The sequence below is a fragment of the Sporosarcina cascadiensis genome (genome assembly GCF_009650995.1).
In the GTDB taxonomy this organism is placed as follows: domain Bacteria; phylum Bacillota; class Bacilli; order Bacillales_A; family Planococcaceae; genus Sporosarcina; species Sporosarcina cascadiensis.
Genome location: NZ_WHVV01000002.1, coordinates 318,527 through 331,707, shown reverse-complemented (window position 1 = coordinate 331,707; position 13,181 = coordinate 318,527). Strand labels below are relative to the sequence as shown.

The following is a 13,181-nucleotide window of genomic DNA, read 5'->3' as shown; positions in this document are numbered from 1 at the left end:
CCGGTTTTTTCCCCGCCAAAACCCATGATAATACCCATTCGGCCTCCAGTTTCCTTTTCTACCCAAAAAGCTTCCCCCCCCCCCCCCCCGTAAATAAAGACTACTGTAAAATCGGACTGCAACTCTAAAAAAGAAGCTCCTGCTATTCCCGTTTTCCCCATATTCTCCACTACACTCACACCCTTTTTCATATAATGATTTCATCGTAGACAGAAAGTGCAATCCTGTCAAAAAAGAAAAAACAAGTTTTAGATAGAAGGAAAGATGATAGGTAAACGGTTCTTCATTCTTAAAACTAATTTTTGCATTATCTATACGATTTAAAAATGAATTTTCTGCCATTCTTAACCTGCTGAATACAACCATCCTAAAGAACAATTGGCTAATCTAAATGTATGCAATTCAGAATAGTGTTCAATTTGTATGCTACACAGGCACCGTTCAACCCTCAAGCAGGCACCGTTCAAGCAAGCATCCTTTCATACACAATCCAGACCAAACATTTACACGGCCTCCACAGTCTGTTAACAAGTCTCCTTTATAGTGGGAATTGATTACAAATACAGGAGGTCGTTATGTTGAAGAAGAAATTTTTCAAGAAAGTCATTCCAGTTGCAGTACTTTCGTCTGTTGTGCTGGCAAGTATGATCGGAACAGGCGGAGATCCAGTGGTTTCTGCAGACGAGACCAAGAAGGACGAAACACCGGAAATCAAAAATGTCATTTTCCTAATTGGTGACGGAATGGGTGTTTCTTATACATCGGCGTATCGTTATTTCAAAGATGATCCTGCAACCCCTGCCGTTGAGCTGACTGAATTCGATAAGTATCTCGTCGGCCAGCAAATGACGTATCCTGATGACGATAATCAATCCATTACAGATTCAGCCTCAGCAGCGACTGCTATGTCGTCAGGCATCAAAACGTACAATAATGCCATCGCGGTAGATAAAGATAAAGAAAGAGTAAAAACGGTGCTGGAAGCAGCGAAAGAAGCCGGGAAGTCGACTGGACTCGTGGCCACTTCCGAAATTACGCATGCCACACCTGCTGCCTACGGTGCTCATAATGAAAGCCGGAAGAATATGGACGAGATTGCCGATGATTACTACAATGAACGGATTAACGGCAGCCATACGATCGATGTCCTGCTGGGCGGCGGTAAATCCAATTTCATTCGGAAAGATGTAAATCTCGCAAATTCATTCCAGGAAGATGGCTACAGCTATGTCACTGGAAAAACGGCATTGTTGAGGAATGACAATGATCAAATTCTTGGATTGTTTGCAGACGGCGGCCTTCCAAAAATGATTGACCGTTCTGCAGACATACCTTCATTAGAAGAGATGACAACAGCCGCGATTGACCGTTTAAAGAAGAATGATGATGGGTTTTTCTTAATGGTGGAAGGTAGCCAAGTCGACTGGGCGGGCCATGCCAATGACGTCGTCGGTGCTATGAGTGAAATGGAAGATTTCGAGAAAGCATTCAAGGCAGCGATTGATTTCGCAAAAGAAGATAAACATACATTGGTTGTGGCGACAGCCGATCATTCCACAGGCGGATTTTCAATAGGGGCCGACGGGGAATATAACTGGAATACTGACGTGATCAAAGCAGCGAAGCGCACACCTGCTTTCATCGCCCAGCAAATTGCAGAAGGTGCTGACCCGACAGAAACGTTAAAGCTCTATATTGACCAAGAGCTGATGCCTTTGGAAGCAGATGAAATTAAGAAAGTTGTCGATGCCGGTGCGAAAAGCAGCGATATTGAAACGGCCATAAAAGCTCTCTTTGACAAACGCTCCTTCACAGGCTGGACAACCGGCGGCCATACAGGAGAAGATGTTCCTGTTTATGCCTACGGACCAGGCAAAGAACGTTTTGCTGGATTGCTGGATAATACGGATCATGCGGATATCATTTTTGAGATCGTGGATGGTGGGAAGTAAACAGTTCTAGGAGGTTCTCCGGAAGGTTCACTGGATGGTTCACTGGATGACTCTCTGGATGGTGCCTGTGTGCAACACAACTTAGACACTATACTGACAAATACAATAAAAGGGCACTTTTCTGCAAAAGGCCGAAGAAGCAATCAGTAGCCCCCTGGAGTGTAACTGCTTTCGTCTATTCGTTCCTCCTTTTCACTGCTATTCCGGTTATTTCATTGTTTATTCGGGTATAGGTAAGAACAAATCAAGCTATGAGGAGGCATCCGAATGGGCAGAGAACAGGATGAATATTTTGAAGACCGTGCCGGGACAAAAGACGCACGCTATCACGTCGTCCCCCACGATGATGAGTGGGCAGTAAAACGAGAAGGCGAAGACGAGCCGGTCTGCACAGCGGACTCACAGGAAAAGGCTATCGAAGAAGCAAAGCAGCGTGCGGAAGAAGACGGAACGATGGTCTACATTCACAACGATCGTGGTCGGATTGAGGAACAGCTGGATTTTAAATAGGCGCCGAAATGGAGCGTACAGTTCTAACGCTAAATCTGATAACCCTGAAAATCCCTTTGCCAATTAGAATTGGTGAAGGGTTTTTTAGGTTTTTTTCGGTGCCTGTGCGTCACACAATTCAGACACTATTCAGACAAATCAATTCAAACCTCTACTTCCTCCTCCAGCTCTGCCAGACAATAATCAACGTATTCCCGCAGAGTTCCCACTGCCGGCGGATGCATGTACGACAGCAATGTCTCGGTATCCAGAAACCTCCATCCCACAGCTTGACCGCCGGCGTAGACGGGAAAGGAGCTAAACGGATAATCAATAAGTTCATTGACCATCGGTGTCTTCGTTTTTATCGGATTTCTATGAATATAGCGACTGACCGCCAATGCAGCCTGGGGACTTTCAACAAGGATGGGGGTATAGCGCTGCTGATAAATTCTGCCGACATGGTTGTAGCGCCTCGAATAATAATCACTGTATCTCCGGTTGATATGACCCATTATCCGGGACAGCTCAACGTCAGACTTGATCAGGAAATGATAGTGGTTTGTCATTATACAAAAAGACACCATGGAAAAATGAAATGTCTCGTGTGCATGATTGATAATCCGCAATAGATGGTACATATCCTCCGGCGTGTTAAAAATATTCTCGCGGTTATTCCCTCGCATAATCACATGATAATACACATTCGGCCTCCAATTTCGTTTTCTACCCAAAAAGCCTCACCTCCCGTAAATAAAGACTGCTGTAATATCGGACTGCAGCTCTGAAGAAGTAAGCTTTAGCCATTCCCATTGTCCGCACACTCTCCACTGCACTCACGCTCCTTTTTCGTATAATGATTTCATCGTAGACAGAAAGCACGGTACTGTCAAAAAGAGAAAATGAATTTTAGTTAGAAAGAATATTGATAGGTATGCAATTCTTCACCCTTAAAATTAAGTTTTGCTATACCTTTCCGACTTAAAAATGAATTTTCAGCTGTTTTCGGACATTTGAATACACTTTGAATATGTAACATGCACAAACTAAAACAGCAAAAAGCCAATCACCCCGAAGGACAACTGGCCAATCTAAGTGTATGCAATTCAGAATAGTGTTCAAGTTGTGTCGCGCACAGGCACCGCAAACAGCTGCACACAGGCACCCTAAATCAGCACTTTCTCCAAATGTTTAATTGTCGGAGTGAGATTTGCGAAAAAGTAGGCTTCCCGCAGCCGCCTTGCCGGAGCACTTGCCCTCTGGTATGCGGAACTTCCATTATGAAGCATGTCAGCTTGTACTGATTCCAATGTTAGATATGCAGCGCTCAAACGGATTCTTGCAACTTCCTTCCAGTCTACTGATTCCTTTGAAATGAGAGAAAGCAGCTGATATTCCAGCTCCGTTCTTTTCCGCTGCAATTCGGGTGCTTGTACCGGCAAATACTGATTGCAGCCGTTTTGCCGGTTGGCCGTTTTCTCGATTGAGCGCACAGACGCATCAGTCACTCCTAAGCCGAGAGGAATTTGATAAGCAATGAATGTCGGTCTGATGTTGGCAACGAACGCATCGGCTTCCTCCGATAATATTCGATCTTCCGCGATGAACACTTCTCTAAGTGAACAACTGAAAGTGGCACTGCCGTTCAACCCTAAGTAATCAGTTTTTTCTTTGAACGTCAAACCAGGTGAATCGCAGGAAATGACCATCATGATCTGCTGTTGGTCATTCAACCCGGCAATCGCACCGAATACATGGTCTCTCCCCAAATTGGAAACGGCGGGAAGCACACCTGATACCAGGTATCCGCCAGGTGTTCGCTTTGCTTTCAGATGAAGATTCTCCAGCCCGGCATAATGCTTCATCGGATTCGACAGGCCGGTTGCCCCCAGCAAACTGCCATCTTCCAGACTTGGCAACAAATCAGCCTTCAACCTCTCATTCTCTGTTGTACGGACATAAGTCAGAGCGGCTAGGTGACACCATAGACAGAAGGCGGTTGTCATGCATATTTCGGCAGTCTCTCTTACCAAATACAAACCATCCGAAACCACTTCAGACTGGGAACGGTCTCCCGACGACAACAGACCCGCTTCGCCGAGCCTGCGCAGAAAATTCTCCGCGTAAAACGCATCTTGATCGATTTTTTTCACATACGGTTTCAGTTCTTTCGTTAGTAACTCCGCAAGCACTTCTTGTTTTCCCAGTACCATCTGTATGGCGCCTCCCTCCCCTTCAGTTGCTTACTTATCTTCTGTCAAGATTTCTGTAATTGAATCAATTGGCGTCTGAACCGCTTCCCGAGCACGTTTTACAGCCGCTTCATCGGGTGCATCATAGAAGCAGAGACACTTCGACATATCTTCACAGACATACGTTCTGGCAAACGATACTTCCGGCACTTCTTCATAGTGTACTGAATTCTTCTTTTTGCGGGCCAAGTATTGATCCATCGTCAGATTTTCCGGCAAGTTCCATTCAACTAAATAATTAACGAGGTCTTTGCTCTGTTTCACGTTTTCTAAGTCATCACCCACCAAGCGGACATCTTTAACCAATTCAACAGGGATACCCGCTTCCTTTAAACCGGCAGCAGCTGTTTCCTGATCAGCTGACTCTACAATGAAAAACGAACGGGTGAAATCTTTGGACACCTGTATCTCGATGAGCGTCGATTCCTGCGCTTCCAGACTCGCCTGCAATTGTTCTGCCTTTTGATCCAATGCTATCTTTGAGTCCACGATTCCCTGTAAAGATGATGATTCGATTAGAAATAAACCCATTTGTAAAACCTCACTTTTTCTATTAATATATTATTCATATTAGTTCACTAAGTTAATAAAATCAATCTTTATTGTCGGAAATAAAGAAACATTTAATCCGCTATGCTGCCGATGATGTTCCAAAATGCCGGCCAACCCAATGTTCGAAAATTGTTATCAAACGGTCAAGTATAAAGCCGCTCAGTCCAATGAAGACGATTCCGGCAAATACATGGTCAAGTTTCAGCGTATTGCGCGCATCAATAATTAAGAATCCAAGACCCGACTGCGCACCGACCATCTCACCTGCCACGAGAAACACCCAAGCCGTACCGAGCGCCAGATGCAGCCCATTAACAATAGAAGGAAAGGCTGCCGGGAAAATGATCTTATACATAAGCGGCCATTTGCGAATCTCCATGTTTTCAGCGATTTTCAAATAATCCTGGTCGATTTTCCGTACACCCGCCACCGTAGTCAATAAAACCGGGAAGAAGGCAGCGATGAATATAATGGCAATGGCCGGCATATTACCAATCCCGAACCAGAGCACAATAAACGGCGACCAAGCGACCGGAGAGACAGGCCGAAGCACTTGAACGACCGGGTCGACAATCTTCCAGGTCCGCGGCATCCTGCCAAGCATCATACCCAGCAATATGGCCGGCACGATAGCGAGGAGATAGCCTGCAGCAAACCGTCCCAGACTGACTCGCAAATGTTCCCATAACGTTCCGTCTGCTACCATTGAGACGATTGCCGCTCCGACAGTTGGCGGTGACGGAAACAGCGCTTCTTCATATCCACCGATCCAGATGGCCGCCTGCCAAACAGCAACGAGAAGCACCATGCCGATCGTAAAATTCCATAACTTCCTTAGCCAGCCCATTGCATTCACTTCGCTTTATCGATAAATGTATTGTCCACAAACTCTTCATACACTGGCGGATTTTCCGTCAAGCTCATCTCTGTCATAAACCCTGCCAATCTGTCGTACTCTTCCTGTTCAATCCGAAGATCATCGTATGAAATCCACTCCAGAGACAAATCTAAAACTTCCTTATCCACTTTCATATACTTGCTAAATGATTCATAGACGGCATCATCCTTTCTATTTGCCGACTCGCCCGCCTTAACATACTGGTCAATAAAGGACTGAATGATTTCTTCATCCTTTTTGATAATATCATTGCGTAAAACAAGGACACAGCAGTAAGAATCAGGCCAGATTTCATCCGAGTGATAATGAACTTTCCCTTTATCCATCGCCACGGCCTGCGCGCCAAACGGTTCAGCCACTACATAGCCTGCGATCCGCTCTTCTGAAAGTGCTGCCGGCATCTCGGCCGGTGCCATCTCCACAACATTTACGTCTTCGTAGGTCAATCCGTCTTTTTTCAGCATTTCATTCAATAAAAGATTATGAGAAGAAAACTTATGCGGTATTGCATAAGTGGCACCTTTTAAGTCCGCCGTTTCCTCTATATTCTTTGAAGTAACGAGCACATTTCCATCCTTATGCCCCAGTGCGACTGCTTTCAGATCAATTCCCTGCTCTTTCGCCATCATTGCCAGTTGCACCAGCACAGAGGCTCCATCAATCCGTCCCGTATTCAGCGCATCCATCAAATCAGGCCATGAACCAAACTTGACCAGCTCCACATCATACCCTTCCAACTGTTCTTCAGGAGCATGCGACTCCATGTAAAGCGGGCCTGCATGAGTAATCGGTAAATAACCAATTTTTAAAGTCGTCTTCCCCGTTGCATTCGTCTTTCCTTCGTCTGCCTGTGTACAAGCCGACGTAAATACCATTGCCAAAACGAGCACTATCAATGAAAGCTTTTTCATCTATGGACCCCCTTCCCTAAATCGAATACTCGGGCATCGGCTGCACCCCGCTCAATTCAAATTCTTCAAGTATTTTCTTACGGTAATAATGAAAATCACCATGTGTGCGATCCCGCGGCTTCGATTGCTTAATCAACATCTCGTTATAGATTCTGCCGGGATGGGAACTCATGATGAGTACACGGTCAGAAAGATAGACAGCCTCATCGATGTCATGCGTCACCAGCAGAATCGTCGTCTTCTTCTGCGTCTGGATTCGAATTAATTCATCCTGCAAATTATATCGGTTGAAGGTATCCAGCGCTGCAAACGGTTCATCCATCAAGATCACGTCCGGCTGAATCGCAAAAGCCCTTGCAATTGCCACCCGCTGCTGCATCCCTCCGGACAATTCATGCGGAAATTGATGCTCATGGCCATCAAGCCCCACCAGCCGCAGCGCTTCCATAACCCGTTCTCTTTTATCCGCCGCAGGCATTGCTTCCCCTTCCAGCCCAAGCTCCACATTTTTCAAAACCGTCCGCCACGGAAGAAGATTCCTCTGCTGAAAAAGCATCACACAACGCTTCGTCGGACGGATCACTTCCTTCCCATCCAATAAAACCGTTCCGTTATCCGGCGGTAAAAATCCACCTACCATATTCAAAAGGGTACTCTTGCCGCAACCGCTCTTCCCAAGCAGCGTAACAATCTCTCCCCTCTCCACTTGAAAAGAGACATTATCCAACACCAGAGCCGATTTACCTTTAGTATGAAACGCCTTACTCACTCCGGCTACCGTAATCATCCCTCTCCCCCTCATTCTTTTTAAATAAAACAATTCCTATTAGTTTAGTAACCATTAACGATAGTTTATACCAGTCAAACAGAAAAGGCAACCAAATTTGAAAAATCTTTTATTTAATTTACCCTGGACTATTAGACTAATTCAATCAACTGAGAACTGAATTCGACACAAAAAATCCATCTCGTTTTGTATACAATTCAGAATAGTTTATAAGTTGTGTTGCACACAGGCACCATCTAACCATAAACAGCAGACATCCCCCGCTTACATAAGCGGGGGATGTCTGCTGGGTACAGAATACAAAGAAATACAGTCTTTTTCACTATCCAGGATAAGCACTATCTTTCCTGTAGAATATGAGTCACCTTCTTCTCTCCATCCTAGAAGATAACTGGATATCATATCTGCTCCATGACTTCAAATAAATACCTTGTCTTCGAATGATATACCTCTCCTCTCTTTAAGAGAGACGACGGAAAATGAGAATGACGTATCGAATCCGGATAAGACTGAGTTTCCAGACAAATACCTGAATAACCTATTTTATTGCCGGTGTAAACAATTACGGCAGGTTCTGTTGTTTGTATGATTAGCCTTCTACCGCTCTCCTGATGAGATAGAATAATTTCATCTGCTTGACTTTTATCCAGCACAAATGGATGGTCGAAACCTTTGTGATGCTGCATTTCCGATTGAAATTCTATCGAGGTATCTACTTCATCTATTACTTTTCCGCCGCGCATATCAAAAGCCGTACCTTCCACTCGGGAAATCTCGCCAGTCGGCAGCGCGTGTTCATCAATCTCCAAGTAAAAACTGCTGTCCAACTGTAATTTATGATTCCTGATAGGCCGTTTACCATCGCCGCTTAAATTAAAATAGGAATGATTCGTCGGATTCACCATGGTGTCTTTATCACAAACAGCCTGATAGCTGATGATCAATTCGTTGTTATGGGTGAGTGTATAGGTTACTTTCATTTCCAGATTTCCCGGATACCCCTCTTCCCCGTCCGGACTCCGATAAGTAAATTCGACGGCTGCTTGTTCATCAGCTGCCTCCACAATCCTCGAATTCCAAATCACATGACTGAACCCCGTGTTCCCGCCATGAAGATGGTTGAAATCTTCATTGGCAGTGAGTGTATAATCACGGCCTTCTATCTGCAGCATCCCGGATTTTATTCGGCCGGCAGTCCTTCCAATGACCGCGCCTATATAATGCGGATTTTCCTCGTACTCTTTAAGCGTATTCAAACTAAGGACGACATTTTCTTTATTGCCTTGTCGATCAGGCATATTAATCTCCGTGATGACAGAGCCGAAGTCCAGGCAATGTATGCCAAGACCCCGGTCATTCGTCAATTGATATAAAGTAATCGGCCTGTCGTCTATATAGCCGTAAATACTTTCAGTTACAGTAACAATAATCCCTCTTCCTTTCAGTCGCTGATTTTTACTGGTTGACCCGTGTCGATCGAACGATAGCACGCCTCGATAACTTTCATATTTTTAACAGTGGATTCTCCTGTAATACGAGGCTGCAAGTCATTTAGAATAGCGTCGGAAAAATGTTCTACTTCCAACTTATAAATATCCCCAAATGTCTTTTCTTTTCGCGCAGTATCTCCGGTCGTAATAATAAGTTCCCCGACCCCGCCATTCCTGTCCGGGCGGTATGCATAAGGGACTTTAATTGTTCCTTTCATTCCTACAATTTCATATTCATTTCTGGCAACCATATCAAAACTGCAGTCAAACAGCGCTGTAATGCCGCTTTTCATTTTCAGATAGCCAACAGTACTGATATCTACTCCAGCTTTCAGTTCAGCAAAAGCAGACACTTCTGCCGGCTCATCATCTGTAATATGCCGGATCAGCTGAATTGCATAACACCCTACATCAAATAAACTGCCTCCCCCCATCGATTGATCCATCCGAATATTATCTTGATTCTCCAAATGAAACGAATGGCTGGATTTAATCAATTTAACAGGGCCGATTTCTCCTGAAGCAATAATTTCTTTCACGCGGTCATGCTGCGGATGCAGTTGGTACATATAGCCTTCCATAAACTTTACCTGATGATCTTCACAGGTCTTCACCATTCTGGCAGCTTCTTCCATATTCAATGCAGCCGGCTTTTCACATAGTACATGTTTACCTTTATTCGCAGCTTTTTCAACCCACTCCTTATGCAAATGATTCGGCAGCGGAATATACACAGCATCCACATTCGGATCATCTAATAGTTCTTCGTAACTTTCATATTCAGTAGGGATGTTTAATTGTTTAGCTATTTCATGCACTTTTGGACCTCGGCTTGCAATTGCCACTGCTTCAGCATTTTCAGCACGAAAAATAGCCGGTATAAATTGCGTCTGTCCAATATTTGCTGTACTGAGTATTCCCCAACGGATTTTTTTCATCTCAATCTCCTCCTAGTTTCTATAAGCTGCCAGTTGATCATTAATAGACTTTGTTTGGCTGTACACTTGCTGATAAATCGCAAATAACTCCTTATACTTCCGTACGTTTTCCTCATTTGGCCGATACACTTCACTGGTCTTAATGAAAACTTCCGCACATTCTTCTAATGAATGAAACCAGCCGCATCCTACAGCCGCCAGCATCGCTGCACCCATTCCGGGCCCCTGCTCGTTTGCTAATTTACTAACCTCTGCATCAAAGATATCCGCCTGCATCTGCAGCCAGGCACTATTCTTAGCTCCTCCGCCGATCGATACGATAGATGTGATAGACTTTCCGCTATCACGTAGAATACTTAATGATTCATTCAATGAAAACGTGATGCCTTCAAGTATCGCACGTGTAAAATCTGGTAAGCTGTGGGACGTGTCCATTCCAATAAAACTTGCTCTGATATTTGAATCCGCATGCGGCGTGCGTTCACCGACCAGATATGGTGTAAACAGCAAGCCATTAGCCCCTGCAGGCACTCCCTCAATCCCGCTCAACAGCTCCTGAAAACTTCGACTTCCAGCAAAAATCCTCCTATACCAGTCAAGACTGTGACCTGCGGATAAAGTGACGCCCATCGCATAATACGCGTTCTCTTTAGCGTGATTAAAATAATGGACCCTTCCTTCATAATCCTTGCCACTCGCAGTTTCATAGGAAAGGATCACACCGGAGGTTCCAATACTGCAAAGTGTCATACCATCCTTTAATATACCAGCACCGACGGCACCACAGGCATTATCAGCCCCTCCTGCAAACACTTTCGCGGTAACAGGCAAACCTGTTCGCTGTGCGATTTCATCTGTAATATTTCCTATAAAGGAATCGGATTTAACTAAAGGCGGACAGATAGCGAGATCTACGCCTACTGACTCACAAATTTCTTTACTCCATATCTTCTTGCTGATATCTAGCAACAATGTACCCGCTGCGTCTGAAAGTTCGCTGCTTATGGTTCCTGTCAGTCTATAACGCAAATAATCCTTCGGCAACATAAAATGGGCGATTTGACGATAAATCTCAGGTTCATGTTCTTTGACCCATAGTAATTTAGGCAGCGTAAAACCTTCTAACGCCGGATTTTTCGCCAGCATTAAAATTCGTTCTTTTCCAGCCATCTCATAAATTTCTTCGCATTGCTCAGTTGTGCGCGTATCATTCCATAAAATAGCGTTGCGTAATAGCTTCCCTTCCTGATCCACGAGAACCAGTCCGTGCATTTGCCCTGAAAAACTCATTCCCTCTATTTGTTGGGAATCACCTTTAAACTGCTGAAGTAATTCCCTAAGAGCTTCTATTGTCTTTTCCACCCATAGATCGGGATTTTGCTCACTATAGCCTGACTGTTTATGTATCAATGGATAATCTTTTGATACTTCATTACAAACCAGACCATTTTGGTCAACCAGCAGTAATTTCACAGAGCTCGTGCCTAAGTCTATCCCGATTACATATCGCACCCTCTTCACCCTCTCCTGAATTTATATAAAAGGACTGCACTTGAATAGTTCACAAGTACAGCCCTTATATCGTTTTATTCTGCTGCAGCTGTCAAAATATATTGGTTGACTAGAGCCTTCAGGCGTTCCGTTCTGCCTGATTGATTACTGACCGTTCTCAAATCCAAGGCGTATTTCTCGAGCTCATGGAAATTCGTTGTCCCCTCTGTAATCTCTTTTCCAATGTCCCTAGAAAAGCTGCTGTATCGCTCTTCTATAAAACCTTCTAATACGCGATCATTCAATAGCTTCTGCGCAGCCTTCAAACCGACCGCATAACTATCCATCCCGGCGATATGTGCGTGGAATAAATCCTCCTGTTCAAATGAACCCCTTCTGACCTTTGCATCGAAGTTCAATCCGCCGCTTCCCAAGCCGCCATTTTTCAAGATTTCATACATAGCCAGCGTCGCAGTATATAAATCTGTAGGAAATTCATCTGTATCCCACCCAAGCAACGGGTCACCCTGATTAGCGTCCACTGATCCGAGCATTCCATGGACTCTGGCGTAATGAAGTTCATGTTCAAATGTGTGACCTGCCAATGTGGCATGATTTGCTTCAATATTGAACTTGAATTGATCCTGTAAATCATACGTGTGCAGAAACGCCAACCCTGTCGCCACGTCAAAGTCATATTGATGGGTAGTCGGCTCCTTCGGTTTCGGTTCGATCAAAAATTGACCTGTATAGCCAATCTCTTTTGCATAATCTACTGCCATATGAAAGAAACGGCCTAAATTATCAAGTTCCAGCTTCATATTCGTATTCAGCAGCGTTTCATACCCTTCACGTCCGCCCCAGAAGACATAGTTTTCTGCACCTAATTCCTTGGCGACTTCGAGCCCCTTTTTCACTTTCGCAGCCGAGTAGGCAAACACATCTGCATTGACAGATGTCGCTGCCCCATGCACAAAACGGGGATGGGTAAACATATTGGCTGTATTCCAAAGCAGTTTCATCCCGCTGGATTCCATATTAGTTTTAATCAACTGAACAATTTCATCCAGATTTTTATTCGTTTCACGCAGTGAATTACCCTCAGGAGCGATATCAATGTCATGGAAACAAAAATACGGGACATTTAACTTTTCATAGAATTCGAAACTTGCTTCAACTCGCGCTTTAGCCAGGTCCATCCCTGAGTAGCGATCCCAATTACGAATCATCGTTCCGTTGCCGAATGGATCAGAACCATCCATGGTAAATGTATGCCAGTATGCCACTCCAAACCGTAAGATCTCTTCCATGGTTTTCCCAGCGATCACTTCTTCTGGATTATAGTATTTAAAAGATAAAGGATTTTTTGAACTCTTTCCTTCGTATTTAATCCGATTAATAGCAGTAAAATAACTCATACT

At 44.4% G+C, this 13,181-nt stretch carries 13 protein-coding genes; 2 read left to right on the top strand and 11 right to left on the bottom strand.

The genetic code is table 11. The features are described from left to right. Positions 1-342: hypothetical protein (locus tag GDZ68_RS18175; RefSeq protein WP_228550997.1), on the bottom strand; the 342-nt coding region annotated here is incomplete at its 3' end. A gap of 233 nt (positions 343-575) precedes the next feature. On the opposite strand from GDZ68_RS18175, the gene GDZ68_RS03840 reads away from it, so the two are divergent. Both GDZ68_RS03840 and GDZ68_RS03835 read left to right on the top strand, forming a co-directional pair. Further along, complete coding sequence (locus GDZ68_RS03840; RefSeq protein WP_153720957.1) at positions 576-1,952, top strand: alkaline phosphatase; 1,377 nt, start codon at positions 576-578, stop codon at positions 1,950-1,952. Between the two features lie 267 nt (positions 1,953-2,219). Next, positions 2,220-2,462 carry a DUF2188 domain-containing protein gene (locus tag GDZ68_RS03835; protein WP_153720956.1) on the top strand — a complete coding sequence of 81 codons (243 nt, stop codon included), beginning with the start codon at positions 2,220-2,222 and terminating at the stop codon, positions 2,460-2,462. 143 nt (positions 2,463-2,605) lie between these two features. On the opposite strand, the gene GDZ68_RS03830 is transcribed toward GDZ68_RS03835, so the two are convergent. The 10 genes from GDZ68_RS03830 to xylA form a co-directional block, all read right to left on the bottom strand. Next, positions 2,606-3,175 (bottom strand): transposase, encoded by a 570-nt coding sequence (locus GDZ68_RS03830; protein ID WP_153720955.1) that lies wholly within the window; start codon positions 3,173-3,175, stop codon positions 2,606-2,608. A 432-nt stretch (positions 3,176-3,607) separates the two neighbouring features. Then, positions 3,608-4,654 carry an acyl-CoA dehydrogenase family protein gene (locus tag GDZ68_RS03825; protein WP_153720954.1) on the bottom strand — a complete coding sequence of 349 codons (1,047 nt, stop codon included), beginning with the start codon at positions 4,652-4,654 and terminating at the stop codon, positions 3,608-3,610. Positions 4,655-4,684: 30 nt separating this feature from the next. After that, positions 4,685-5,224, bottom strand: coding sequence for a DUF4242 domain-containing protein (locus tag GDZ68_RS03820; RefSeq protein WP_153720953.1), 540 nt, complete (start codon positions 5,222-5,224; stop codon positions 4,685-4,687). Positions 5,225-5,324: 100 nt separating this feature from the next. Then, complete coding sequence (locus GDZ68_RS03815; protein ID WP_153720952.1) at positions 5,325-6,092, bottom strand: ABC transporter permease; 768 nt, start codon at positions 6,090-6,092, stop codon at positions 5,325-5,327. A 5-nt stretch (positions 6,093-6,097) separates the two neighbouring features. After that, positions 6,098-7,054, bottom strand: a complete 957-nt coding sequence (locus GDZ68_RS03810; RefSeq protein ID WP_153720951.1) for an ABC transporter substrate-binding protein — start codon at positions 7,052-7,054, stop codon at positions 6,098-6,100. 16 nt (positions 7,055-7,070) lie between these two features. Continuing rightward, entirely contained in the window at positions 7,071-7,856 is a 786-nt protein-coding gene (locus GDZ68_RS03805) for an ABC transporter ATP-binding protein (RefSeq protein ID WP_153720950.1), read from the bottom strand. 383 nt (positions 7,857-8,239) lie between these two features. Next, positions 8,240-9,331: an aldose epimerase family protein gene (locus tag GDZ68_RS03800; RefSeq protein ID WP_228550995.1), complete on the bottom strand. Its 1,092-nt coding sequence runs from the start codon at positions 9,329-9,331 to the stop codon at positions 8,240-8,242. Further along, positions 9,283-10,269, bottom strand: a complete 987-nt coding sequence (locus GDZ68_RS03795) for a Gfo/Idh/MocA family protein (RefSeq protein WP_153720949.1) — start codon at positions 10,267-10,269, stop codon at positions 9,283-9,285. Before GDZ68_RS03795 ends, GDZ68_RS03800 begins: the two co-directional genes overlap by 49 nt. A 12-nt stretch (positions 10,270-10,281) precedes the next feature. Beyond that, the gene (gene xylB, locus GDZ68_RS03790; RefSeq protein WP_153720948.1) at positions 10,282-11,781 is read right to left on the bottom strand and encodes a xylulokinase; all 1,500 of its coding nucleotides are present in this window, start codon (positions 11,779-11,781) and stop codon (positions 10,282-10,284) included. Positions 11,782-11,855: 74 nt separating this feature from the next. Beyond that, on the bottom strand, positions 11,856-13,178 hold the full coding sequence (gene xylA / locus GDZ68_RS03785; protein WP_153720947.1) for a xylose isomerase: 1,323 nt from the start codon (positions 13,176-13,178) through the stop codon (positions 11,856-11,858). Between the last annotated feature and the right edge of the window lie 3 nt (positions 13,179-13,181).